Genomic DNA, 25,483 nt, shown 5'->3' with positions numbered 1-25,483 from the left:
CCACAGGCAAGCTACTTAGCCACGGACTCTTTTGCCGCCAGAGCAGGTTTCAGGCCAAATCCACGAGAACGATTTCGCTGTCCTCGACAGCGGTCACCCGCAATACCCGCTCGTTCTCAATCGCAACACCGTCTCGAGCTTGTGCCTGTAACCCGTTGATTTCAATAGTGCCGGTAGCTGGAACAAGGTAAGCCCGACGTCCTGCATCCAGTACATACTCTGCGCTTTCTCCCGCCTTCAAGTTGGCGGCCACCAATCGTGCATCGGCGCGAATGCGCAGGCTCTGGTCATCGCCTGCCTTGCCGCTGGCCAGGGTCACGAATCCCTCGCGAGAATCCTTGGGAAAGGGTTTGGCACCCCACGATGGCGCCAAGCCTGCTTCGTTGGGGATGATCCAGATCTGGAAGATCCGCGTCGCCGTCGATTCGAGATTGTACTCGCTGTGGGCGATGCCGGTGCCGGCGCTCATCACCTGCACATCACCCGCCTCGGTACGGCCCTTATTGCCGAGGTTATCGTGGTGGGTGATAGCGCCTTCATGCACATAGGTGATGATTTCCATGTCCCGGTGCGGGTGTTGGGGGAAGCCGCTGCCAGGAGCGATGACATCGTCGTTCCAGACCCGCAGGTTGCCCCAATGCATGCGTTGGGGATCGTAATATTCGGCGAATGAAAAGTGATGATGCGCATCCAACCAGCCATGGTTGGCGGCGCCCAGGGAGGCGAAAGGCCTGAGTTCGAGCATGATCGTGTCCTTCTCCGCTAGGAGGGAAAGGGTGATTGATGGCGATCATCTTCTTCGAGAAATACATCGATAAAAAGCGTAAAAAACGCGTCAAAACAATCGATTATTCTGATACCGACCGGCGAGCCAACTTTCACTTCATCGCCTAACCCCATGACGCAAAAGGTTTTGGCTGGAACCGGAGGGCAAATCCAGACACCATAGCGGTCTTGGTTCAGAGCCCGGAGTCTCCCGCGTGTCGCAACACACACCCGATCTTCCCCCCGAACTTCTACCCCTGGCCCAGATGCCTTGGTTCAAGCGTTTGGCTGCCCGGTTCTTCGGTCATGGCCTGACTCGGTTGCGGGCCCAGCATCGCGCCTCGTGGCTGCATGGGCAGGCCGATGGATTTCGCAGCGGCCATACGGCAGGTTTTGATTATGGTTATAAGGAAGGTCACGCCGAGGGGCTGGAGCAGGGACGCCAAGTCCTGTTGATCCGTGACTCCCGCAGCACCGAACATCCGGCCCCACAGGTCGATGACCTGTTGTTCGATGACTGGCGGCTGCCGCTGACCGCCGAGCTGAAGAAGCGCATCAAGGCCGATGTCGCGCGGTTGTTACCGGCCCATGCCCAACCCAGTGCCGCACAGTGGAAGATGATCTTCAGCGACACACCTTCGACCTCGGTGGTTGCCGGAGCGGGTGCAGGCAAGTCCACGACCCTGGTGCTGCGGATTGTGTTGCTGGTCCATTACCTTGGGTTCGAGCTGGATTCGATGACGGTGGTGACATTTACACGTGAGTCGCGCAAGGATTTCATTCACAAACTCATCGAGGTGTTTGGCTTGTGGGGGCGCACCCTCAGCCTCAGGGAGGCGCGCGATCTGGTGCGCACCTTCCACGCGCGCATCCTGCCTATGGTTCGCAGTCTTCCGGGCTTCGAGCGGCTGCAGGCTTTCGAGACATTGAGTCACCGGTCCGAGGCCAATGATGCCGATATCGACGGCAATCCCTTCGATCTGCGGATCAACGACGCCCAACGCCAGCGACTCAACGCCTGCTACCACAGCCTCTACCAGCGCGACGAACGCTTCCGTGAGCTGATCAAGCCATTGTCCCGGCATGCGCTTGAGCTCAAAGCATTGGAACGCGATCACCCAGACGTGCAAAAGCGCATCGCTGTGACTGAACTGGCTGCCCAGCGTGACAAAGCGTTATGCGATGCGGTGCAGGATCTCTGGCAGCGCGCCGGAGCATGGCCGATCAAGGGGATCGAGCCGAAGCGGCAGGCTTTCGAAATCAATGGCTCGACGTTTTACAGCCATGGCTACATTCCCTCCCTGGACGCCTGGGTGATGCTGGGTTTCGATCCGAGGGAAGATGCCCGTCTGAGTCGTCCAGGCGCCAAACTGAGTATCCGTGCAGAGTGGGCGGTCAAGCGAACTCTGTTTCAAGCTTTCTGCCGTAAACCTATGATTTGGCTTGAAAGTTATGAATCAGCGAAGCGAGTTCTAGGTTCATTGGCGGGTGACGCCAGCGCCGGCCCCGGCTTCGATTACAAGGTCAAGGGCGAGTTGGGATCGGCACCCTTGCTTGACTGTTTCGTGGGAGCGGCGGGCTTTATCGAAAACCTGGGGCTCGACGTCCCGGATGCGGTGGGGCGGATGTCATTTGCCCAGGATGACCCTGATCGCTATTTCTTCGAGGCGTTGAGTCGTTTCTGGCGGGCCTTTGAAGATCACCTGCTGGACCAGTCGCCGCCGGTCATGACCTACAACCGGATGTTCGCGTTGTTCAGCGAGCACTCGCCGGAAAACTTCAAGTTGCTCAGCGATGAGCAACTGCGGCCCATGGCACACCTGATGATCGACGAGTTCCAGGACGTCTCGCCGCAGATCGTCTCCTGGCTGCGGGCCAGCCTGCAGGAAGTACGCCGGCGCGGACCGACGATGCACATAGGCCGCGCGGCCCAGCGTTCATCCTTGCTGTGTGTTGGTGATGATTGGCAATCGATCTATGGCTGGCGTGGCAGCTCACCGAGTTACTTCATGGCATTCAACAAGCAGTTCCCGTCGCCGTCGACGACCCGGGTCATGCTGACCGACAACTACCGCAGCCATCAATACATCATTGATGCCGCCGAACATGTCGTGCGAGCGGCCGCCGCCATTCCAGGGAAAAAAGCCAAGGCCAGCGGCCAGCCGCGCTCGCCAAGCCCGGTCAATGTGCTGGATCGAGATGATGAAGGACTGGCGCAACGCTTGGACGAGCACTATCGCAACGGTGATTCCATCTTGATGTTGTATCGAAAAAGTAGCGATAAACTATTGATAGAAAAGCACATTCAACAAACAGTTAATGTAGATTCTAGCTTGCCATATGAGGCGCGACGCTTGCGGCAAATGACTTATCACAGCGCCAAGGGATTACAGGCCGACGCGGTGTTTCTGCTGGGCGACTGTCAGCACTTGAGCAGCTCCCCCTACAAGAACCAAGTGTATCGAATGGCCGGGCTGGGCCAGGATGGCGATACCGAGCCCTACGACACGGCGCAAAAGGACGAAATCCTGCGTCTGGCTTACGTGGGCATCACTCGGGCGGTGCAGCATTGTTATTGGTATGTCGACAGCCAGGAGGGTCAGGCCGCCAATGCGCCTAAGGCTTCGGATCGTATTGCGAAGGGTAAGCCGTTTTTTGCGGACTATCGGGGTGTGCGTAACGGTTGAGCGTTTGGCAGAGAAGGTGAGTTGAATCGTTGTGGCGAGGGAGCTTGCTTCCGCTTGGGGGCGAAGCACCCACAAAAAAGGGCCGCTTCGCAGCCCGGCGGGAGCAAGCTCCCTCGCCACAGGGGCCAGTTCAGGAGGCAAATCGTCGCAAGCCGACCGGCGGCACGAAGGATTCCAGTTCGGCCTCCACCGCTTCGATGATGCGCTCCACGTCCGGGGCGTTCATGACGGTTGCGCACGGAATGCCGGCAATGGCGATCATGGTCTCGCCACTGGCACGGTCGAACAGGCGGGCGACCATGCTGCCTGGCGCGTCCATACTGGCTTCGAAGCCCATGGGATGGAAATGCCAGCGCATCAACTGGCAGGCGTTAGGGAAGGTAACCTTGCTGAAAGATCCTTTATTCATGTGTTGCCCACCTTCTTCAATCAAGCGCTTCCTTTTGCTCATGTCAGGAAGGAAGAGCCTTCATGGCTCCACCAATGAGAACTAAAAATAGCACCTGAAAATGAAAGTCACGTGGCTTTTTTCAGTCCGTTTTGCGATTGGTTCAGTTTTTTTGATCTGGATCACTACTTAAGTCGTGATGTTAGGAGTGCCATCACTTTTCGCAGGCTGCGTCCTGATGCCCAGGCGAAGGCTCTGGAACGCGGCTTCTGACGGCAATGACCAGTGCCACAATCATCAATAGCACGGCGATGCCAAAGGTCATGTGCAGCCCGTCGGCCACTGCCTCGGGTGTTGCCCGACCGGTACCGTTCATCGCCGAGGCCGCCGCGAATATCGCGCCAAGCACCGATGCCCCGGTAAAGAACCCGAGATTGCGCGAAAGATTGAGCAGCCCCGCGATGACGCCTCGCCTGTTCCCCGCGACTTCAGCCATCACGGCCGTGTTGTTGGCGGTCTGGAAGAGTGCATAGCCCAGGGTGGTTGTCACGATGGACGCTACATAGCCGCCGATGCCAAGGTCTGGGGTCACCACGGACAGCATCAGGCAACCCAGGACCAGGATCCCCAGCCCGGTGCGTCGGATGAGCGTCACACCGAAGCGGTCTGTCAGGCGCCCGGACGGTACCCCGGCGAGGGCTGCGACGCAGGGGCCCGCCGTCAGCACCAGCCCCACCCAGGTCGCGGGTAATTGCAGGGCGATGGAAAGATAGAAAGGCCCGACCAGCAGCGTGGCCATCATCACTGTCGCGACCAACCCGCTGGTCGCCAGGCCCGAAACCAACTGCCGGTCCCGCAACATAGCCACCTGGATCAACGGCGATACGGCCCTTGATTGAACCCGGACAAATAACCCACCGGTACCGAGCGCGGCCAGCAGTAAAGCGCCGTTCATCCAACCGAAGTCTCCGCGTCCGGTCGTCATCGCCAAGGCATAAGCGGCCAGGGCTGCGGCTAGTAGCAGGGTCCCGGGTATGTCGAAGCGGCTGTGTGCCGTCTGCGCGGGCTGCGGTGAAGGCAAAGCGTGCCACGCCAACCACAGCGTAAGCAGCCCAAGGGGCAAGTTGATCAGGAACAACGCCTGCCAGCCAAAGCCGCTGATCAGCAGGCCGCCCATGCTGGGCCCGAGGGCGGTGCCCACCGCGGACAGGGCGGCCAGCAGCCCCATGGCACTGCCGGTCTTGTCCTGGGCTACCGTTTCGCCAACCAGCGCCAGCGTCAGTGTCATCATCACCGCGGCGCCCAGGCCTTGCAGCGCCCGGCCTGCCACCAGCCACCACAACGAAGGGGCCACGCCGCACAGCGCTGACGCAAAGGTGAACAGGGCAATTCCTGCCAGTAATAGCTTGCGCCGCCCGATCAGATCGCCCAAGCGACCGACACTGACGATCATGGTGGTGATCGCCAGCAGGTAGGCCAGTACCACCCATTGCACCTGCTGGAACGAGGCATCAAGTGCCTGGGCCAGTGTCGGCAGGCCTACCGTGGCAACGCTCGCGCCGAGGGACGCCAGCAGTGTCGACAGCGCGAGGCTTGCCAGCGCCCTGCGAGATGAGGCACGCGGTTCAGGATTGAGTGGTTTCATGATTCACCTTATATGCGACGTTCGAAACGGAGCTGTCGCAACCATACGCCTGGGCATAACATGGCGGAAGACGCAGCATCTGCACGTTACAGCTGCACCAGACGCCATCTATTGAACGCCAACAGGATCCCGCTATGTCTTCGCCCGATCTCAATTTACTCATCACCCTCGATGTGCTGTTGGCCGAAGGGAGCGTGGCCCGTGCGGCCCGGCGCTTGCGCCTGAGCCCGTCGGCCATGAGCCGGGCACTGGCCCGATTACGCGAAACCACTGGAGATCCGCTACTGGTACGGGCTGGGCGCGGGTTGGTACCGACCCCGCGTGCGCTGGAGCTGCGAGAGCGGGTCAGTGAACTGGTGCAGGACGCGCAAGCCGTGTTGCGCCCGGCGCAGGTGCCGGATCTGAGCCGGCTGAACCGGACTTTCACGTTGCGTACCCGCGAGGGCTTCGTGGAAAACTTCGCCATCGACCTGATTGCCCGCATCAGCGCGCAGGCGCCCGGCGTCCGCCTGCGTTTCGTCGAGAAAGCCAGCAAGGACAGCACGGCGCTGCGCGAGGGCACCGCCGATCTGGAAACGGCCGTGGTGGACCGGGACACCAGCCCGGAGCTGCGCACCCAGGCGCTGTTCGGCGACCGCTTGATCGGTGTTGTGCGTTCGGGCCATCCGCTGAGCCAGGCTACCGTCAGTGCCGCCGATTACGCGGCTGGCGGGCACATTGGCGTCTCCATGCGCGGCCTGGACCAGGGGCCCGTAGACCAGGCCCTGGTGCCTTTGAAGCTGTCGCGAGAGATCATCACTGTCGTCCCGGGTTTTTCTTCGGCGTTGGGGCTTGCCCGTTCCAGTGACCTGATCGCCACGGTGCCTGAACGCTACACCACCCGCCTGCGCGCCGGTATGCACAGCTTCACGTTGCCGTTTGCGGTTCCGGCGTTCACGATCGCAATGCTCTGGCACCCGCGGCTGGATGCTGATCCGGTCCATCGCTGGCTCCGAGGCTGTTTGCGCGAAGTGTGCAGTCGCAAGACCATGGATAACTAGTAGGTATTAATTAATAGCACTACGCTGGCACTTGTTGCGCGGTGTTACGCATATAGCAAGTTACCGATATTTAATATTTAAATAATGAATTGTCAGACAATCGCTAGTTTCGGCTGTTTACTCCCTGTAGTGACGGGGGCGCGGCGTTTTGCGTCGCGGTTAAACGGTTAGTCCAGAAACCCAGGCTGAAAAAATCGCTAGACGTTTGATTTCCAATTGTGTCAGTTTTCTTGCGTCCTCATTGGGCGAGTGATTGGACGATCTCGCCAGAGATCGCCTATCCAATAAAAACTGTTCCACTTTTGCAAACAAGGAAGTGTGTTTATGTCGAAAGTCAAAAACAGCGCCATTGATTCCGCCGAACAATTGCTATGGGCCCCGCAGGCATTGGCCGCCCCCAGTAACGCGTTCAATCAGATCAATAGTTTCAGCCACCAATATGACCGGGGCGGTAACCTGACCGTCAACGGCAAACCCTCCTACTCGGTCGACCAGGCGGCCACGCAGTTGCTGCGTGACGGCGCGGCGTACCAGGACCGCGATGGCAGCGGCAAGATCGAGTTGACCTACACCTTCCTGACCTCGGCTTCGTCCAGCACCATGAACAAGCACGGGATCAGCGGTTTCAGCCAGTTCAGCGCCCAGCAAAAAGCGCAGGCAGCGCTTGCCATGCAATCCTGGGCCGACGTAGCCAACGTGACGTTCACCGAGAAGGCCAGCGGTGGCGATGGCCATATGACCTTCGGCAACTACAGCAGCGGCCAGGACGGTGCGGCGGCGTTCGCCTACCTGCCGGGCACCGGTGCCGGCTACGACGGAACGTCGTGGTACCTGATCAACAGCAGCTACACCCAGAACAAGAATCCGGACTTGAACAACTACGGTCGCCAGACCCTGACCCACGAGATCGGCCATACCCTGGGCCTGGCGCACCCCGGTGACTACAACGCCGGCGAAGGCGCGCCGACCTACGATGACGCCACCTATGGCCAGGACACCCGTGGCTACAGCGTCATGAGCTACTGGAGTGAGAGCAATACCGGCCAGAACTTCAGCAAGGGCGGGGTGGAAGCCTATTCCTCCGGCCCACTGATGGACGACATTGCCGCAATCCAGAAGCTTTACGGCGCCAATACCAGCACGCGCACGGGTGACACCACCTACGGTTTCAACTCCAATGCCGGCCGCGATTTCCTCAGCGCATCCTCGTCGTCGGACAAGGTGGTGTTCTCGGTGTGGGACGCCGGCGGTCGCGACACCCTGGATTTCTCCGGCTTCACCCAGAACCAGAAAATCAACCTCAATGACGCCTCGTTCTCCGACGTCGGCGGCCTGGTGGGCAACGTGTCCATCGCCAAGGGCGCGATCATCGAAAACGCCATTGGCGGCTCGGGCAGCGACCTGCTGATCGGCAACGCGGCGGCCAACGAGCTCAAGGGCGGCGCCGGTAACGATATTCTCTGGGGCGCTGGCGGTGCGGACAAACTGTGGGGTGGCACGGGCTCGGACACTTTCGTGTTTGCCGCCAGTTCCGACTCGCGGCCGGGGACGGTGGACCAGATCCTCGACTTTGTCAGTGGCCTGGACAAGATCGACCTGACCGGCATCACCAAAGGCGCAGGCCTGCACTTCGTGAATGCATTTACCGGTGCGGCGGGCGATGCAGTGCTGTCGACATCCGGCGGCAACAGTCTGTTGTCGGTGGACTTCTCCGGGCATGGCGTGGCTGACTTCCTGGTCAGCACCGTCGGCCAGGCAGCGGTCTCGGACATCGTAGCCTGATGTCCCTGTGGCGAGGGAGCTTGCTCCCGCTGAGGCGCGCAGAGGCTCCAAGGGCTGGCGGCCGCTGCGCGCCCGAGCGGGAGCAAGCTCCCTCGCCACAACTCATTTCAACTGCTGAGCCAGGTGATAACGCAAGGGAAATGAGCGAAGAATTCATACGTCACAGCACCCGGGCTTTCTCGGTGCTGCTTGCCACGCTGATGATGTTGTCTGGAGAAGCAGTCATGGCCCGCAGTCTGTTGTTAATGGAACCGTCGCAATTGGCAGGTCAATGGCAGGCCGTGTTGTCCGGCCCGAATGAAGACGCACAAACCCAGGCGATGCAGGACAAGCCTTCCAATGTCTGCCTGGTTGAGCTCAAGGCCGACCAGACCCTGGCCGGGCAAACCGATTGCCTGGGTCACTGGTTGGGGGAAGAGCCGGTCCAATGGTTCACCGAGCCCGACGGTCTTTCCCTTCTTGGCAGGCGCAACTTGAGAGTTCACTTGGGATTACGGCGTGAACATCACTATCAAGTCTTGTTGAAGTCCGGTTTGACGCTGAGGCTAGAGCGCAAGAAACCTACTGCTGAAGACTAATACTGCACGGCTTTTAGCAATATTTTGGGCGTGCCTGTTATATCAGGCGTGTGTTTCGACGTAGCCAGCGTTAATAACAAAAAATAAGCCGCTTGAATAACAAGCCAGTTCCCTGGCGAAGCCAACAGCAAGGAAGACCATGGATAAGGCAAGGAGCGCCGCTGCGATGCCGTTGTATAAAGCGCTGGGCGATTACAAGAGCATCTTGATCAGCGTCGGTTGTTTTACTGCGCTGGTCAATGTGCTGATGCTGGCGCCATCGATTTACATGCTCCAGGTCTATGACCGGGGCCTGTCATCCCAGAATGAAACGACCTTGTGGATGTTGTCGCTGATGGTCGTGGGGTTCTTTGTATTCATCGGGCTGCTGGAGATGCTGCGCAGCTTCGTTGTAATTCGCATCGGCAGCCAGTTGGAGCGACGCTTCAACCTCCAGGTGTATCAGGCGGCATTCGAGCGCAACCTGCGCCAGGGTGAAGGCAATGCCGGGCAGTCCTTGGGCGACCTCACTCAGCTCCGCCAGTTCGTCACCGGGCCGGCGCTGTTCGCGTTCTTCGACGCGCCCTGGTTCCCGATCTATCTGCTGGTGATCTACCTGTTCAATGTTTGGCTCGGCGTATTCGCCTCCGTCGGCACGTTGCTGCTGATCGGTCTGGCCTGCCTGAACGAAACCATGACCAAAAAACCGTTGAGCCAGGCCAGCGTGTTCTCCCAACGTTCCAGCCAGTTGGCCACCAGCCATTTGCACAACGCCGAGACGATCCAGGCCATGGGCATGCTCAATGTGTTGCGGGGCCGCTGGTTTGCCGTGCATTCGCGCTTTCTTGGCTTGCAGAACCAGGCCAGTGACACCGGTGCGGTGATCAGCTCGCTGAGCAAGACTCTGCGCCTGTGCCTGCAATCGCTGGTATTGGGCCTGGGGGCGCTGCTGGTGATCAAGGGCCAGATGACCGCAGGGATGATGATCGCCGGGTCGATCCTGATGGGCCGGGTGTTGAGCCCCATCGACCAACTGATTGCGGTGTGGAAGCAGTGGAGCGGTGCCAAGCTGGCTTATCGGCGCCTGGATGCATTGTTGCAGGCATTTGCGCCGCGGGACGAGGGGATGGCATTGCCGGCGCCCAAGGGCCAGGTGAGTTTCGAACAAGTCAGTGCCGGTCCGCCCGGGCAACGTCAGGCGACGTTGCAGCAGGTCAGCTTCGCGCTGGCCGCCGGCGAGGTACTTGGCGTACTCGGCGCGTCGGGCTCCGGTAAATCGACCCTGGCCCGCGTGCTGGTAGGCGTCTGGCCGACCCTCGGCGGCACCGTGCGCCTGGATGGGGCGGATATCCATCGCTGGAACCGCGACCAGCTCGGCCCTTACATCGGCTATCTGCCCCAGGACATCGAATTGTTCAGCGGCAGCATTGCCGACAACATCGCCCGGTTTCGCGAGGCCGATCCGCAAAAGGTCGTGGTGGCCGCGCAACAGGCCGGGGTCCATGAACTGATCCTGCGCATGCCCCAGGGCTACGACACGTTGTTGGGCGAGGATGGCAGTGGTTTGTCCGGCGGGCAGAAGCAACGCGTCGCCCTGGCCCGGGCGATGTACGACCGACCCAGGCTGGTGGTGCTCGACGAACCCAACTCGAACCTCGACACGGTCGGCGAGGCGGCGCTGGCCAGCGCCATCGCGCAAATGAAAGCCCAAGGCACCAGCGTCGTGCTGGTCACCCATCGTTCCTCGGCGCTGGCCCAGGCAGACAAATTGCTGGTCCTCAATGAAGGCCGGCTCCAGGCCTTCGGCCCGAGCCAGGAGGTGCTGCGGGCGCTGTCCGGCCAGTCGGAGTCACAGCGAAGCGCGCAGCCCGCCAGCCCTCAGCCAACCCCTAATGGCCTGAGCATGAGTCGTCAATATCAGACTGCCGGCAAACCCGGCGGTGCATGAGCAAGGATTGCTGCATGAGTTTTGAACACACTCAAGCGTTTGAGCGCCCCGAGCGCGACGCGCGTTTCTTCACCCGCCTGGGCTGGCTGCTGGCGATCATGGGCGCCGGCAGTTTCTTTGCCTGGGCCAGCCTTGCGCCGTTGGACCAGGGCATTGCTGTGCAAGGCACCGTGGTGGTCTCCGGCAAACGCAAGGCGGTGCAATCGATGAGCGGCGGCGTGGTCAGCCGGATTCTGGTGCGTGAAGGCGAGGCCGTGACCCAGGGCCAACCGCTGTTCCGCCTCGATCAGACCCAGGCTGCCGCCGATGTCCAGTCGTTGCAGGCGCAGTACCGGATGGCCTGGGCCAGCCTGGCGCGCTGGCAAAGTGAGCGCGATGGCCTCACGCAAGTGAGTTTCCCGGTCGAGCTGAGCCAGGATTCCGATCCGCGCCTGGCCCTGGTGCTCGAAGGCCAGCGGCAGCTGTTCAGCAGCCGGCGGGAAGCCTTCGCCCGGGAGCAGGCCGCGTTGCGCGCCGCCATCGAAGGTGCCACCGCGCAATTGGCGGGCATGCGCCGGGCTCGCAGCGACCTGACGGCACAGGCCGAATCCTTGCGCCTGCAGCTGGGCAACCTGCAACCCTTGGCAGATAACGGCTACATCCCGCGCAACCGCCTGCTGGACTACCAACGCCAGCTGTCACAGGTGCAGCAGGAACTGGCGCAGAATAGCGGTGAGAGCGGCCGGGTGGAGCAGGGGATTGTCGAGTCGCGCCTGAAGCTGCAGCAGCACCGCGAGGAATACCAGAAGGAAGTGCGCAGCCAGTTGGCCGAGGCCCAGCTCAAGAGCGAAACCCTGCAGCAGCAATTGAAATCCGCTGGCTTCGTATTGCAACACAGCGAAATCCTTGCCACCGCCGATGGCATCGCCGTCAACCTCGGGGTGCACACCGAAGGCGCGGTGGTGCGCCAGGGCGATACCTTGCTGGAAATCGTGCCTCAGGGCACGCGCCTGGAAGTGGAAGGGCACCTGCCGGTCAACCTGGTCGACAAGGTCGGCACTCATTTGCCGGTAGACATCCTGTTTACCGCCTTCAACCAGAACCGCACGCCCCGGGTCCCGGGGGAGGTCAGCTTGATCTCTGCAGACCAGATGATCGATGAAAAGACCGGGGCGCCGTATTACGTGCTGCGCAGCAGCGTCAGCGATACGGCCCTGGAAAAACTCAACGGCCTGGTGGTCAAGCCGGGGATGCCGGCCGAGATGTTCGTGCGTACCGGCGAGCGCTCGCTGCTCAACTACCTGTTCAAACCGCTGCTCGACCGAGCAGGCGTTGCGTTGACTGAAGAATAAGAAGGATTTCCGGCGCCATGAAGCGTTTCCACTGGCTGGCCGTGCTGGCCGCTTTTAGCTGTTCCGACGTCCGCGCCATGGGCCCGTTCGAATTCTACGAGCAGGCGCTGCGCAATGACCCGGTCTATCTGGGAGCGATCAAGGAGCGCGACGCAGGCCTGGAGAATCGCGCCATTGGTCGCGCCGGGCTGCTGCCACACCTGGGCTACAGCTACAACAAGGGCCGCAACCAATCCAAGGTCACCTACCTCAACGACCGCGGCGCCAGCCAGCATGACGACCGCAACTACAGCAGCTACGGCTCCAGCCTGACCCTGCAACAACCCTTGCTCGACTACGAGGCCTACGCGGCATACCGCAAAGGCGTGGCCCAGGCGCTGTTTGCCGATGAAAACTTCCGGGGCAAAAGCCAGGAACTGTTGGTGCGAGTGCTGAGCAGTTACACCCAGGCGTTGTTCGCCCAGGACCAGATCGACATCGCCCAGGCCAAGAAGAAAGCCTTCGAACAACAGTTTCGGCAGAACGAGCAGTTGTTTCGCCAGGGTGAGGGGACGCGCACCGACATCCTGGAGGCCGAATCGCGCTATGAATTGGCAACGGCCGAAGAAATCGAGGCACGCAATGAGCAGGATGCCGCTTTGCGTGAGCTGGGTTCGCTGATTGGCGTGCCGGCCCTGGACATTGGCGACCTGGCCCCCCTGAACGACAGCTTCCAGACCTTTGCCTTGCAGCCGGCCAGTTTCGACACCTGGCACGAACTGGCGGTGAGCAACAATCCGAACCTGGCCTCCCAGCGTCAGGCGGTGGAGGTGGCGCGCTACGAGGTGGAGCGCAACCGCGCCGGCCACCTGCCGAAGATCAACGCCTACGCGACCATGCGCCAGAACGAGTCGGAGAGCGGCAATACCTACAACCAACGCTACGACACCAACACCATCGGCCTGGAAGTCAGCGTGCCGCTGTACGCCGGCGGCGGGGTCTGGGCCTCGACCCGCCAGGCCAGCCGCCACAAGGAGCAGGCCGAATACGAGCTGGATGCCAAGACTCGCGAGACGCTGATCGAACTGCGCCGCCAGTTCAGTGCCTGTGTGTCCGGGGTGAACAAGCTGCGGGCCTACAAAAAAGCCCTGGCATCCGCCGAGGCGCTGGTGGTGTCGACCCGGCAAAGCATCCTTGGCGGTGAAAGGGTCAACCTCGACGCGCTCAACGCTGAACAACAGCTCTACACCACCCGCCGCGACCTGGCCCAGGCCCGCTACGACTATCTGATGGCCTGGACCCGGTTGCATTACTACGCCGGCACGCTGGGGGCGCAGGATTTGGCGAAGGTGGATGAAGCGTTTGTCGCTCGGGAGCGCTGACGTCGCCCAGGCTGGCGATACCCCTGTGGCGAGGGAGCTTGCTCCCGCTCGAGTGCGTAGCGCTCGCAAGCTTTCTTGGGTCTGCTACGCAGCCCAGCGGGAGCAAGCTCCCTCGCCACAGGGGCGACTGCGAGACCAGAGTCAGCCGGATCAGGCAAGCAACGACAGGGAAAACCACAGGTTCTTTGCAACAACTAAGGATGGTGCGTGATGAAAACCGCTAACAACAAATACCCGAGAAAATTCGGGCGCATGTTTGCGCTCAACACCCTCAACCATGCCATGCTCTGTGCGCTGGCAACCCTGGGTACGGCCCAGGCGGCGCCCTATGTCGAAGGCGGCACGCGGGGCAACCCGGACAGCTGGCGCAGCAGCGAATTCAATGCCGAGTGGGGCCTGGGCGCGATCAACGCCCAGCAAGCCTACGCGGCGGGCTACACCGGCAAGGGCGTGAAACTGGGGATCTTCGACCAGCCGGTGTATGCGGCCCACCCGGAGTTCTCCGGCGCCAACAAAGTCGTGACCCTGGTCACCAGCGGCATCCGTGAGTACACCGACCCGTACATTCCGGTGAAGGCTGGCGATCCGTTCCGCTATGACGGCTCGCCCACGGTCGGTTCCGACGGCAAGCTCGGCTCCCATGGCACCCACGTCGGCGGAATCGCGGCCGGCAGTCGCGACGGCGGGCCGATGCACGGGGTGGCGTTCGATGCGCAGATCATCAGCGCCGACAACGGTGATCCAGGCCCCGAGGACGGCATCATCCTGGGCAACGACGGCGCGGTGTACAAGGCCGGTTGGGATGCGCTGATCGCCAGTGGTGCACGAATCATCAACAACAGCTGGGGCATCGGCATCACGGACCGCTTCGACCAGGGCGGCCGGGACCCGGCTTTCCCGCACTTCACCGTGCAGGACGCGCAGCTGCAATTCGACCAGATCAAACCATTGCTGGGCACCAAGCCTGGCGGCGCCTATGAAGGCGCCATCGCCGCCGCCCGCAGTGGCATCGTGACGATCTTTGCCGCCGGCAACGATTACAACCTCAACAACCCCGACGCCATCGCTGGCCTGGCATATTTCGTACCCGAGATCGCGCCGAACTGGCTGACGGTCGCCGCCTTGCAAGTCAACCCGGACACCGCCAGCCCGAATCCGTATACCATCAGCACCTTCTCGTCGCGCTGCGGTTACACGGCGAGCTTCTGCGTGTCGGCACCGGGCACCCGGGTCTACAGCGCGATCATCGGTGGCACCAGTGCCGACGACCTGACCGTGGGCTACGGCAACAAGAGGGGCACTTCCATGGCCGCGCCTCACGTGGCCGGCAGCGCGGCGGTGCTGATGGAGCGCTTCCCTTACATGACCGGCGCGCAGATCGCCAGCGTGCTGCGCACCACGGCCACCGACATGGGCGCGCCGGGGGTCGATTCGCTCTATGGGTGGGGCATGATCAATCTGGGCAAGGCCATCGATGGCCCATCGATGCTGGTCACCGAGCAAGATATTCCCGAGGAGTTTCGTATCGATGGCGCCTACGGCTCCGGGCAGTTCGTCGCGGATCTGCCGGGCATCGGCGCGATCATCGATGCCGGCAAACCCACTGAGCGGGTGTGCAGCGGCATTCAGTGTGGCCTGGACGTCTGGCGCAACGACATTTCCGGTCATGGCGGCCTGACCAAGGAAGGGCTCGGCACGCTGGTGTTGACCGGCGAAAACACCTACAGCGGCCCGACCCTGGTCAACCAGGGGCGGTTGGCGATCAACGGTTCGCTGGCGTCGGCCGTTACAGTCAACGAAGGCGGTATCCTCGGCGGCAACGGACGCATAGCCAGCCTGACCGCCAACCGTGGCGGCAGCGTGGCGCCGGGTAATTCCATCGGCACGCTGCAAGTGGCCGGTGACGTGACGTTCCAGCCCGGTTCGACCTACGCGGTGGAAGTCTCGCCGACCTCCAGCGACTTGATCGTCGCGGGCGGCAAAGCGTCCATCGAGGGCGCGACCGTGGCGCTGTCCCTGGAAAACAGCGCGACACTGCTCACCGCCAGCGAAGTGAAAAGCCTGGTCGGCACGCAGTTCAATATCCTCCAGGCGGCCGGTGGTATCGAAGGGCGTTTTGGCGAGGTCTTGCCCAGCTATGCATTTCTCGGCGGCAACCTGGCCTATACCGGAAACGGCATTCAATTGGCGGTGGCACGTAATGACGCGTCTTTTGCCAGCCTCGGCCTGACGCCCAATCAACGTGCCGTGGCGAACGCCGCCGAGCAACTGGGCGCGGGCAACGGGCTTTATGAAGCCCTGTTGTTGTCGCCCAGCGCTGCGGCGGCACAACAGGCGTTCCAGCAACTGTCCGGTGAGATTCATCCCGCCGTCGGCACGCTGCTGATCAACGACAGTCGTCATTTGCGCGACGCCGTGACTGACCGTCTGCGCCAGGACGCGCTATATGATGCCAACACGCCGACCGACGCGGACAGCAACGTCTGGGTCAAGGTGCTCGGTGCCTGGGGCAAAACCGATGGCGGCCATGACCAGGCCAGTTCTACCAGCTCCATCGGTGGCCTGCTGGCCGGCGTCGATGGCCTGATCAGCGAGCAGACGCGCCTGGGTTTCGTCACCGGTTACAGTGACAGCTCCTTGAGCATGGGCGATGGCACGCATTCTTCGGCCAAGATCGACAGCTATCACCTGGGCGCCTACCTGGGGCATGAAATCGACGCCTTGCGCCTGAGCGTCGGTGGCGCCTACAGCTGGCATCGCATCGATGTCCAGCGTGACGTGCAGTGGGGCGACAGCGCCGGTCGGGAAAAAACCAAGCGCGATGCCCGAAGCGCCCAGCTGTTCACCGAAGCGGCCTATCGCCTCGAACTGCAACCGCTGGCGTTGGAACCATTCGCCAACCTGGCCTATGTGCACCTGGACAGTGACAGCTTCCGCGAGAAAGGTGACAACGCGGCCCTGCGCGGTGGTGATGATCGCCGCGATGCCGTGCTCTCGACCCTGGGCCTGCGGGCCAGTCATACCCTTGCGCTGTCACAGGAGCAGCAACTGCAACTGTCCGGCTCCCTCGGCTGGCAGCACAACCTGAGCAACACCCGCTCCGAGCAGGACCTGGCCTTCGCCGGCAGCCCGAACACCTTCGCCGTGCAAAGCGTGTCGATGGACCGCAACGCCGCGGTGGTCGGCGCGCGTGCCGGGCTGGCGGTGGCCAAGGACGTGCGGGTCAACCTGGACTACAACGGCTTGCTGGGCTCGCGGGATAAAACCCATGGCGTGGGGCTGACACTGGATTGGCAGTTCTGAGCAGGGAGGTTTGAACGCATCACCCTGTGGCGAGGGAGCTTGCTCCCGCTGGGCTGCGCAGCAGACCCAAAAAGCTTGTGAGCGCTGCGCACTGGTGCGCCAGCCCGGTCAAGCGGGAGCAAGCTCCCTCGCCACAAAAGTTTCGCGCAACTTCGAACACCCATTCCAACAACAAAAAAGCGAGCAAGCACCATGGGCATCTTCGACTACAAGCACCTCGGCACTCTCGAATCCAAAGCATTGGTCAGCGATGCGATGGCGATCATGTTGTATTCCTATCACAATCTCGACAACGGCTTTGCCGCCGGCTACCAGCACAACGGCTTCGGCGCCGGCCTGCCGGCAACGTTGGTCACTGCGCTGTTGGGCGGCACCGATTCCCAGGGCGTGATTCCCGGTGTGCCGTGGAATCCCGATTCGGAAAAACTCGCCCTGCAAGCGTTGCAAAAAGCCGGATGGACGCCCATCAGCGCTTCGCAACTGGGCTACACCGGCAAAGTGGACGGGCGCGGCACATTCTTCGGCGAAAAGGCCGGCTACACCACCGCTCAGGTGGAAATACTGGGCAAGTACGATGGCGCCGGGCACCTGACGGAAATCGGCGTGTCGTTTCGCGGCACCAGTGGCCCGCGGGAAAACCTGATCGTCGACTCCATCGGCGATGCGATCAACGACCTGATGGCCGCGCTCGGGCCCAAAGACTATGCGAAAAACTACGCCGGCGAAGCCTTCGGCAACCTGCTCGGCGACGTCGCGCAGTTCGCCCAGGCCCACGGCTTGAGCGGCAAGGACGTGCTGGTCAGCGGCCACAGCCTGGGCGGGCTGGCGGTCAACAGCCTGGCGGATTTGAGCGCTGGCAGATGGTCGGGCTTCTATGACGATGCGGATTACATCGCTTACGCCTCGCCAACCCAAAGCAGCACGGACAAGGTGCTGAACATCGGCTACGAAAACGACCCGGTGTTCCGTGCTCTGGACGGTTCGACATTCAACCTGTCTTCGGTGGGCGTGCACGATACGCCGCAGGAATCGGCGACCAATAACATCGTCAGCTTCAACGATCATTATGCTTCGGCGACCTGGAACGTGTTGCCGTTTTCCATCCTCAACATCCCCACCTGGATTTCCCACCTGCCCACCGGTTATGGCGACGGCATGGGCCGGGTCATGGGGTCAGCGTTCTACGAACTCACCGAAAAGGACTCCACCGTCATCGTCGCCAACCTCTCGGACCCGGCGCGAGGCAACACCTGGGTCCAGGACCTCAATCGCAACGCAGAGACGCATACTGGCAGTACCTTCATCATCGGCACCGATAAGAACGACCTGATCCAGGGCGGCCAAGGCAATGATTACCTCGAAGGCCGCGCCGGTAATGACACCTTCCGCGACGGTGGCGGCTACAACGTGATCCTTGGAGGGCAGGGCAACAACAGCTTGCAGTTACAGCAATCGATCAATGATTTGAGTGTCGCCCGGGATGGCGCCGGGACGCTGTACCTGCGCGATGCCCACGGCGGGATCAGCATCGCCCGCGATCTCGGCACGCTGGTCAGCAAGGAGCCCGGATTGTTCTGGGGGCTGCTAAAAGATGAGGTGAGCCACAGCGTGACCGCCAACGGCTTGCTGGCCGGCAGCCACCTGACGGCTTACGCGTCATCGGTGCAGGGCAGCGCAGCCAACGACACGCTGGTGGCGCGGGCGACCGGCGACTGGCTGTTCGGCCAGGACGGCAATGACAAGCTGCTGGGAGACAAAGGCAACGACACCTTCGTCGGTGGCGCGGGTAATGATCTGATGCAGTCGGGCGGCGGCAGTAACACCTTTATCTTCAATGGCGCGTTCGGCCAGGATCGCATCAGTGGTTTCGATGTCGGGGACAAGCTGGTGTTCATCGGCGTCCAGGGTGCGGGCAGCGGTTACGACTACAGCCAGCACCTGAGCCAGGTCGGCAGCGACACGCTGCTCACGGTTGGCGACAGCTCCGTGACGCTGGTCGGTGTAGCGCCAGGGCAGGTGGGAGGCGACGGGATCGCGTTTGCCTGAGGCCGTCATCGCGAGCAGGCTCGCGATAGCGGTCCCACATTCCCCCCGATCGCGGATCAGTCTTCCTTACGAATCGTCGCCACATCATCCGCGCGGACCCGGACTTTCTTGCCGGAGATGTCCTCGAATTCATAGAAGCCGTCTTTGGTGCGGGTGTCGGGCGTGTCCTTGGTCAAATACTGGGTGCCGTTCTGCAACGTCACGACGGTAGGAGAAGAGCAGCCGGCCAGCGCAAGGAATGCCACGGCGACCAGGGGCAGGCCCAGAAACCTGATGTTCATAACCATAACCTCTCAAAATCAAAAGACACGGACCGGCTGATTCGATCGCGCCATCACGTTAGTCAACCGCCATTTGTCTCGCTTGCTGTAGGAAAGTTCATCGCCGTCAGAAGGATTTCACTCTTAAATATAGGAGACCGTTCATCCTTTACAGTTGCCTGGGCTGTTCGTAGCTGATATCTGTACGCATAACCAGTACTCCAGCATCCGTGGCGCTTCTTTTCGTGACAGCCAATCCCCTCGACGACCCGTTCTATTACCTGAACAACTTCCAGCAGGTACTCGCCTGGCTGTCCCAACGCTATGCCGATGTATTGGGCAACGAGGAGCAGCGTTTCATCGAGAATTTCTCCGCGCTGCCGCGCGTGTCCCAGGGTCTGCTGGTGCGGATGGTCATGCGCAAGGGGCTGCGTTTTCGCCACAGCAAGCTCAACTACGGGGAAATTGGCGACATCGGCAGCGCCGTCGCACCGTTGCTGACGCTCGGTTGGGTCGATGAACAGGCCCCCCTGGCGCTGGTCGAGCTGTTCGAAGTGCTGCTCAAGGCCGAAATCCTATCCTGCCTGGGCCATCTGATCGAACAGCCCAAGGCCAAGAAAGCCGAGTGGCTGCAGGCGCTGGAGGGCCAGTTCAGCCAACCCCAGGCGTTTCGCAGCTGGTGCCCGCAGCTTGAAGACCGGCTGTACAGCCTGACCGTCATGCCGCTTTGTGATCGATTGCGGTTGTTGTTCTTTGGCAATCTCTACCAGGACTGGTCGGAGTTCGTGCTCGCAGACCTCGGCATCTTCACCTACGAACCCGTTGAATTCAGCGCCGAGTCCCGCGGTTTGCGCAGCCGTCAGGACGTCGACGCCTGCCTGTTCCTCTACGACTGCCAGCTGCGCTTCGAAGCGGGCGAGGCCCTTGAAGAGGTCGTCGCCCACATCAATGGCTTGACCCTCGACAATCCTTGGCTGGAGCGACGTCGCGCCAAGCTGCTGTTCCAGATCGGCCAGCATGGCGAGCGCATCGGCGACTTCGCTCTGGCGCTGGGCATCTATCGCGATTGCACCTACCCCGGAGCCCGGCTGCGGATGATTCGCGTATTGGAGCGGATTGGCGAATACACCTTGGCCCTTGAATTGGGCGAGGCGGCCGCGCAGTCGCCGCAAAATGCCGCCGAAACCCAGGCGCTGCTAAGGATCTTGCCCCGGCTACGACGCAAGCTGGGTGGACCGCCGGTGCGGCGCAGCCTGGCGCGGGAAGTCGAGCGACTGGATCTGCATCTTCCCCGGCTCGATCCGGCGTTGTCGGTGGAGTACCACGTCCAGGCCCACCTGCACGATGACGCTGCGCCCGTGCATTACGTCGAGAACAGCCTGATCAACTCATTGTTCGGCCTGTTGTGCTGGCCGGCGATATTCGCGCCGTTGCCGGGGGCGTTCTTCCACCCGTTCCAGCGCGGCCCGGTAGATTTGCTTAACGAAGATTTCCACGAACGGCGCGCCGAGCTGTTCGCGGCCTGTTTTGCCGAGCTGGACGATGGCCGTTATCGCCAGACCATCCTGCGTCGTTATACCGAGAAGTGGGGCGTACAGTCGCCTTTCGTGTTTTGGGGCGCGCTGTCCGAGGAACTGCTGGAACAGGCTCTCGATTGCCTGCCGGCCGAACACCTCAGGCACTGGTTCCTGCGCCTGTTGCTGGACATCAAGGCCAATCGCGCCGGCATGCCGGACCTGATCCAGTTCTGGCCGCAGCACAAGGCCTACCGCATGATCGAGGTCAAAGGCCCCGGCGATCGCCTGCAAGACAACCAACTGCGCTGGCTGGAGTTCTGTCATGAGCACCAGATGCCGGTTGCGGTGTGCTACGTACAGTGGGCGGAGCAGGGCGCGTGAACCCGGCGCCGAGCTACAGCATCGCGGTGCGCGCATTGTGTGAGTTCACCGCCAAGGTGGGTGACCTGGACCTGCGCTTCACCCCGTCACCCACGGCCCTGGAAGGCATCGCCGGGCATCGCACAGTGGCCTCGCGCCGCAGCGAGGGTTACCAGGCCGAGGTCAGCCTCGAAGGCTGCTACCAGAGCTTGAAAGTAAAAGGTCGGGCCGACGGCTACGATCCGACCGGCAACTGCCTGGAAGAAGTGAAGACCTACCGTGGCGACCTGAGCAAGCAACCGCCCAATCATCGCCAGTTGCATTGGGCCCAGGCGAAAATCTACGGCTGGTTGATGTGCGACACATTGCAGCTGCCGCGCATTGACGTGGCGCTGGTGTATTTCGACATCGTCACCGAAAAGGAAACCTGCCTGGTCCAAAGCTTCGAGGCGACACAACTCCAGGCCTTTTTCGAAGCACAGTGCGCGTTGTTCCTGGCCTGGGCCGAACAGGAAATGGCCCATCGCCAGGCGCGTAATCTCGGCGCACAAGTCCTGGCGTTCCCGCATGCCGGATTTCGGACGGGACAGCGTCACCTGGCCGAGTCGGTGTTCAAGGCCGTCAGCACCGGCCGCTGCCTGATGGCCCAGGCACCGACCGGGATCGGCAAGACGATTGGCACGCTGTTCCCGATGCTCAAGGCCCTGGCGCCGCAGCAGTTGGACAAGGTGTACTTTCTCACTGCAAAAACCCCGGGCCGCAAGCTGGCCCTGGAGGCGGCGCGGGTGATCAGCCACAGCGCGCCGTCCATGCCGATGCGTGTGCTGGAAATGATCGCCCGGGACAAGGCTTGCGAGCATCCGGACAAAGCCTGCCATGGCGAGTCCTGCCCGCTGGCCCGTGGCTTCTACGACCGCCTGCCGGCAGCCCGGTCGGCCGCGAGTCAGGTGACCTTGCTCGATCAGGCGGCGCTGCGGGAAATAGCCTTGGCTCACCAGATCTGCCCGTACTACCTCAGCCAGGAAATGGCCCGTTGGGCCGACGTGGTGGTGGCCGACTACAACTATTATTTCGACTTCAGCGCCTTGCTCTTTGGCCTGGCCCAGGCCAACGGTTGGAACGTCGCGACCCTGGTGGACGAGGCCCACAACCTGGTGGAGCGGGGCCGGCAGATGTACAGCGCGACCCTGGACCAGGCGACGCTGGCAGCGGTACGCAAAGCCGCTCCCGAGCCGTTGAGGAAAAGCCTGGAGCGGGTCAATCGCCAGTGGAACGCCTTGCACGCGCCGCAAATCGCGGCCTACCAGGCGTATGACAGACCGCCGGAAAAGCTGCTCCAGGCGATGGCGAGCTGCACCACGGCCATCGGCGACTACCTCAATGATCATCCCCAAGGGCTGGACAGCGGCTTGCAAGGGTTTTACTTCGAGGCCCTGCAGTTCGGTCGGGTGGCAGAATCCTTCGACGAGAATTTCCTGTTCGACATCCACAAGCGCGAACTCGGCCGCCAACGCAGCCTGTCGACGCTGTGCCTGCGCAACGTGGTGCCGGCCGGGTTCCTGCGGCCGAGGTTGAAGGCGGCCCGCAGCAGCGTACTGTTTTCCGCGACCCTGAGCCCCCGGCACTATTACGCCGATCTGCTGGGTACGCCGGCGGATACGGTGTGGATCGATGTGGACTCGCCGTTCCAGGCCGAACAGTTGGACGTACGGATCGTCAGCCGGATATCCACGCGTTTTGCCCACCGCCAGGCGTCTCTGGAGCCGATTGTCGAATTGATGGCCCGCCAGTTCAGCGAGCGACCAGGCAACTACCTGGCGTTCTTCAGCAGCTTCGATTACTTGCAGCAGGTCGCCGGATTGTTCGCCGAGCGCTACCCGGCGATTGCCACCTGGTCGCAATCACGGGGCATGGGCGAAGCACCTCGGCAGGCTTTTCTCGAACGATTCATGGAGCACAGCCAGGGCATCGGCTTTGCGGTACTGGGCGGCGCGTTCGGCGAAGGCATCGACCTGCCAGGCTCACGGCTGATCGGCGCGTTCATCGCTACCCTGGGGCTGGCGCAGTTCAACCCGGTCAATGAACAGATGAAACAGCGCATGGCGGCGATTTTCGGTGATGGCTACGATTACACCTATCTATACCCTGGCTTGCAGAAGGTGGTGCAAGCGGCCGGACGGGTGATCCGTACCCAACAGGATCGTGGAGTGGTGATGCTGATCGATGACCGGTTTTCCGAGGCCCGGGTACAACACTTGTTGCCGCGTTGGTGGTCAGTCAATCAAGAGGTCTACATAACCCCCTGTGGGAGCGAGCCTGCTCCGGGCGGCGATCCGACGATGGCGGTGTGTCAGTTATCTGATGGGTGTCTGATCCATTGCTATCGCGAGCAGGCTCGCTCCCACAAGGGGGGCGGGGGTTGATTCCGTGAGGTGCGTTTCCCCTCACAACCCCCATGGTTTTTCCCAACGCAGAGTTGCTCCATACTTTGCAAAATATCCCTACGGATGCCCCGGCCCAAATGCTTGAGAACGACCCAAAGAACCCGCGTGCAAATGAAGAGCAACGTTTTCGGCTGCTCATTGACGCCGTGGTCGACTACGCCATCTACATGACGGACCCGTCGGGGATCATCACCAGTTGGAATTCCGGTGCGCGGCGGTTCAAGGGGTACGAGGAATCGGAGATCCTGGGGCAGCACTTTTCTCGTTTCTACACCGATCAGGACCGCGCCGACGGCCTGCCGCAGCGCGCGCTGGACACCGCCATGCGCGAGGGGCGCTTCGAAGGCGAGGGCTGGCGGGTCCGCAAGGACGGTACGCTGTTCTGGTCCCATGTGGTCATTGACCCGATCATCGACAGCCAGACCGGGCAATTGCTCGGGTTCGCCAAGATCACCCGCGACCTGACAGACCGCAAGATGGCCGAGGAGACCCTCAAGCAGAGCGAGCAGCAATTCCGCCTGCTGGTGCAGAGCGTCACTGACTACGCCATCTACATGCTCGATCCGGAGGGTCAGGTGACCAACTGGAACCAGGGCGCCCAGCGAATCAAGGGTTATCTGCCGATCGAAGCCATCGGCCGGCATTTTTCGATGTTTTATACTGCGGAGGATCGCGCCGCTGGCGAACCTCAGCGGGCGCTGAGCATCGCCGCCAGTGAGGGGCGCTTCGAAAAGAAGGGCTGGCGCGTGCGCAAGGATGGCACGCGATTCATGGCCCACGTGGTCATCGATGCGATCCGCAGCGATACCGGCGCACTGTTGGGGTTTGCCAAGATCACCCGCGACATCACCGATGCCACCCTGGCGCAGCAAGCCCTCGAACAGGCTCGTGAAGCGCTGTTCCAATCCCAGAAGTTGCAAGCCATCGGCCAGCTCACCGGCGGCATCGCCCACGACTTCAACAACCTGCTGACGGTGATCCTCGGCAACCTGGAAATCGTGCGCAAGCGCATGCCTGCCGAGCCCAAGCTCGCGCAGTTGCTCGATAACGCCACCCAGGGCGCGTTGCGCGGGGTTTCCCTGACCCAGCGCATGCTGGCGTTTGCCCGTCGACAGAAACTCACCTCTGAATCGGTCGATCTGGCGGGGTTGGTCCAGGGCATCAGCGGGCTGCTGCAAAGCTCCATGGGGCCGGCGATCCACATCCAGACCTCCTTTGCCGAGTCGCTGTCACCCGTGCTGGCGGACGTCAACCAACTGGAACTGGCGGTCCTCAACCTGGCGACCAATGCCCGCGACGCCATGCCCCACGGCGGGCGGATCGTGATCGCCGCCCATGAACGCGATGCCAGTGAGGCCGGGCAGGACAAGCTGATGGCTCCGGGGCGGTATGTCTGCCTGTCGATCACCGATGAAGGCGAGGGCATGGATGAGGCGACGCTGGCCTCGGCGGTGGACCCGTTTTTCACCACCAAAGGCGTGGGCAAGGGCACGGGCCTGGGATTGTCCATGGTCCACGGCCTGGCCGAACAGTTGGGCGGACGCCTGACGCTCAAGAGCCAGAAAGGCGTCGGCACCAGCGCCGAATTGTGGCTGCCCGTGGCGGGCAGTTCGGTCCCGGGCCAGGCACCGGCCCAGGACACCACCGCACCGCCGGTCGACGAACTGCTGGTGCTGGTGGTCGACGATGACAGCCTGGTATTGACCAGCACCCGGTTGCTGATCGAAGACCTGGGCCATCGGGTGCTGTGTGCCCCCTCCGGCGCTCAGGCACTGGAGCTGTTCGAGCGTAACCGAGACGTCGACCTGGTGATTACCGACATGGCCATGCCACAGATGGACGGCGCACAACTGGCCAAACTGCTGCGCGACCGGCAACCGGACCTGCCCATCATCCTCGCCACCGGCTACGCCGAGCGCCTGGAAGGCTTCGCCACCCAACTGCCACGGCTGACCAAGCCATTCAAGCAGATTGACCTGGTGCAGGTGATCGGCCAGACGATGAAATGATCTGATGCTCAGTCCCCGTGGCGAGGGAGCTTGCTCCCGC

The 25,483-nt window shown here is 61.9% G+C and carries 16 protein-coding genes; 12 read left to right on the top strand and 4 right to left on the bottom strand.

Going from position 1 to position 25,483, the window contains the following annotated elements; translation table 11 throughout:
• Positions 1-49 precede the first annotated feature (49 nt).
• Positions 50-745 (bottom strand): pirin family protein, encoded by a 696-nt coding sequence (locus ACLEJR_RS11070; RefSeq protein WP_440813872.1) that lies wholly within the window; start codon positions 743-745, stop codon positions 50-52.
• 235 nt (positions 746-980) lie between these two features.
• Here ACLEJR_RS11070 and ACLEJR_RS11065 point away from each other — a divergent pair, with 235 nt between their 5' ends.
• On the top strand, positions 981-3,452 hold the full coding sequence (locus ACLEJR_RS11065) for a UvrD-helicase domain-containing protein (RefSeq protein WP_440813869.1): 2,472 nt from the start codon (positions 981-983) through the stop codon (positions 3,450-3,452).
• Between the two features lie 130 nt (positions 3,453-3,582).
• On the opposite strand, the gene ACLEJR_RS11060 is transcribed toward ACLEJR_RS11065, so the two are convergent.
• On the bottom strand, positions 3,583-3,861 hold the full coding sequence (locus ACLEJR_RS11060) for a DUF1652 domain-containing protein (RefSeq protein ID WP_003181824.1): 279 nt from the start codon (positions 3,859-3,861) through the stop codon (positions 3,583-3,585).
• A 193-nt stretch (positions 3,862-4,054) separates the two neighbouring features.
• Positions 4,055-5,485 carry an MFS transporter gene (locus ACLEJR_RS11055; protein WP_440813867.1) on the bottom strand — a complete coding sequence of 477 codons (1,431 nt, stop codon included), beginning with the start codon at positions 5,483-5,485 and terminating at the stop codon, positions 4,055-4,057.
• A 134-nt stretch (positions 5,486-5,619) separates the two neighbouring features.
• On the opposite strand from ACLEJR_RS11055, the gene ACLEJR_RS11050 reads away from it, so the two are divergent.
• The 8 genes from ACLEJR_RS11050 (at position 5,620) to ACLEJR_RS11015 (ending at position 18,853) form a co-directional block, all read left to right on the top strand.
• Positions 5,620-6,525 (top strand): LysR family transcriptional regulator, encoded by a 906-nt coding sequence (locus ACLEJR_RS11050; RefSeq protein WP_440813866.1) that lies wholly within the window; start codon positions 5,620-5,622, stop codon positions 6,523-6,525.
• A gap of 324 nt (positions 6,526-6,849) precedes the next feature.
• Positions 6,850-8,307 (top strand): serralysin family metalloprotease, encoded by a 1,458-nt coding sequence (locus ACLEJR_RS11045; protein ID WP_440791977.1) that lies wholly within the window; start codon positions 6,850-6,852, stop codon positions 8,305-8,307.
• 140 nt (positions 8,308-8,447) lie between these two features.
• Complete coding sequence (locus ACLEJR_RS11040) at positions 8,448-8,885, top strand: AprI/Inh family metalloprotease inhibitor (protein WP_440813863.1); 438 nt, start codon at positions 8,448-8,450, stop codon at positions 8,883-8,885.
• A gap of 139 nt (positions 8,886-9,024) precedes the next feature.
• Positions 9,025-10,812 (top strand): type I secretion system permease/ATPase, encoded by a 1,788-nt coding sequence (locus tag ACLEJR_RS11035; protein ID WP_440813861.1) that lies wholly within the window; start codon positions 9,025-9,027, stop codon positions 10,810-10,812.
• Between the two features lie 14 nt (positions 10,813-10,826).
• Positions 10,827-12,143: an HlyD family type I secretion periplasmic adaptor subunit gene (locus ACLEJR_RS11030; RefSeq protein ID WP_440813859.1), complete on the top strand. Its 1,317-nt coding sequence runs from the start codon at positions 10,827-10,829 to the stop codon at positions 12,141-12,143.
• Between the two features lie 17 nt (positions 12,144-12,160).
• Positions 12,161-13,504, top strand: coding sequence for a TolC family outer membrane protein (locus ACLEJR_RS11025; RefSeq protein ID WP_440813857.1), 1,344 nt, complete (start codon positions 12,161-12,163; stop codon positions 13,502-13,504).
• 252 nt (positions 13,505-13,756) lie between these two features.
• Positions 13,757-16,807, top strand: a complete 3,051-nt coding sequence (locus ACLEJR_RS11020; RefSeq protein WP_440814080.1) for an autotransporter domain-containing protein — start codon at positions 13,757-13,759, stop codon at positions 16,805-16,807.
• Between the two features lie 192 nt (positions 16,808-16,999).
• Positions 17,000-18,853, top strand: a complete 1,854-nt coding sequence (locus ACLEJR_RS11015; protein WP_440813855.1) for a polyurethane esterase — start codon at positions 17,000-17,002, stop codon at positions 18,851-18,853.
• 56 nt (positions 18,854-18,909) lie between these two features.
• Here ACLEJR_RS11015 and ACLEJR_RS11010 read toward each other — a convergent pair whose 3' ends face one another.
• On the bottom strand, positions 18,910-19,134 hold the full coding sequence (locus ACLEJR_RS11010; protein ID WP_440791966.1) for a YgdI/YgdR family lipoprotein: 225 nt from the start codon (positions 19,132-19,134) through the stop codon (positions 18,910-18,912).
• A gap of 224 nt (positions 19,135-19,358) precedes the next feature.
• Between ACLEJR_RS11010 and ACLEJR_RS11005 the strand changes: the two genes are divergently transcribed.
• From ACLEJR_RS11005 to ACLEJR_RS10995, 3 genes are all read left to right on the top strand, one after another.
• Positions 19,359-21,011 carry a VRR-NUC domain-containing protein gene (locus tag ACLEJR_RS11005; protein WP_440813853.1) on the top strand — a complete coding sequence of 551 codons (1,653 nt, stop codon included), beginning with the start codon at positions 19,359-19,361 and terminating at the stop codon, positions 21,009-21,011.
• Positions 21,008-23,413 (top strand): ATP-dependent DNA helicase, encoded by a 2,406-nt coding sequence (locus ACLEJR_RS11000; protein WP_440813851.1) that lies wholly within the window; start codon positions 21,008-21,010, stop codon positions 23,411-23,413. The genes ACLEJR_RS11005 and ACLEJR_RS11000 overlap by 4 nt, the downstream gene beginning before the upstream one ends.
• A 98-nt stretch (positions 23,414-23,511) precedes the next feature.
• Positions 23,512-25,443: a PAS domain S-box protein gene (locus ACLEJR_RS10995; RefSeq protein WP_440813849.1), complete on the top strand. Its 1,932-nt coding sequence runs from the start codon at positions 23,512-23,514 to the stop codon at positions 25,441-25,443.
• Positions 25,444-25,483: the final 40 nt, after the last annotated feature.

Source organism: Pseudomonas sp. SMN5, assembly GCF_052041925.1.
Lineage (GTDB): Bacteria > Pseudomonadota > Gammaproteobacteria > Pseudomonadales > Pseudomonadaceae > Aquipseudomonas.
Note: the sequence above shows the minus strand (reverse complement) of the source record. Positions and strands in the feature narration are given on the sequence as shown.

Excerpts from the sequence above, each read along its gene's own strand:
- ACLEJR_RS11025 (WP_440813857.1), top strand. The coding sequence starts at position 12,161 with ATGAAGCGTTTCCACTGGCTGGCCGTGCTGGCCGCTTTTAGCTGTTCC.
- ACLEJR_RS11010 (WP_440791966.1), bottom strand. The coding sequence starts at position 19,134 with ATGAACATCAGGTTTCTGGGCCTGCCCCTGGTCGCCGTGGCATTCCTT.
- ACLEJR_RS11030 (WP_440813859.1), top strand. The coding sequence starts at position 10,827 with ATGAGTTTTGAACACACTCAAGCGTTTGAGCGCCCCGAGCGCGACGCG.
- ACLEJR_RS11020 (WP_440814080.1), top strand. The coding sequence starts at position 13,757 with ATGTTTGCGCTCAACACCCTCAACCATGCCATGCTCTGTGCGCTGGCA.
- ACLEJR_RS11055 (WP_440813867.1), bottom strand. The coding sequence starts at position 5,485 with ATGAAACCACTCAATCCTGAACCGCGTGCCTCATCTCGCAGGGCGCTG.
- ACLEJR_RS10995 (WP_440813849.1), top strand. The coding sequence starts at position 23,512 with ATGCTTGAGAACGACCCAAAGAACCCGCGTGCAAATGAAGAGCAACGT.
- ACLEJR_RS11045 (WP_440791977.1), top strand. The coding sequence starts at position 6,850 with ATGTCGAAAGTCAAAAACAGCGCCATTGATTCCGCCGAACAATTGCTA.
- ACLEJR_RS11050 (WP_440813866.1), top strand. The coding sequence starts at position 5,620 with ATGTCTTCGCCCGATCTCAATTTACTCATCACCCTCGATGTGCTGTTG.
- ACLEJR_RS11015 (WP_440813855.1), top strand. The coding sequence starts at position 17,000 with ATGGGCATCTTCGACTACAAGCACCTCGGCACTCTCGAATCCAAAGCA.
- ACLEJR_RS11070 (WP_440813872.1), bottom strand. The coding sequence starts at position 745 with ATGCTCGAACTCAGGCCTTTCGCCTCCCTGGGCGCCGCCAACCATGGC.
- ACLEJR_RS11040 (WP_440813863.1), top strand. The coding sequence starts at position 8,448 with ATGAGCGAAGAATTCATACGTCACAGCACCCGGGCTTTCTCGGTGCTG.
- ACLEJR_RS11060 (WP_003181824.1), bottom strand. The coding sequence starts at position 3,861 with ATGAATAAAGGATCTTTCAGCAAGGTTACCTTCCCTAACGCCTGCCAG.
- ACLEJR_RS11035 (WP_440813861.1), top strand. The coding sequence starts at position 9,025 with ATGGATAAGGCAAGGAGCGCCGCTGCGATGCCGTTGTATAAAGCGCTG.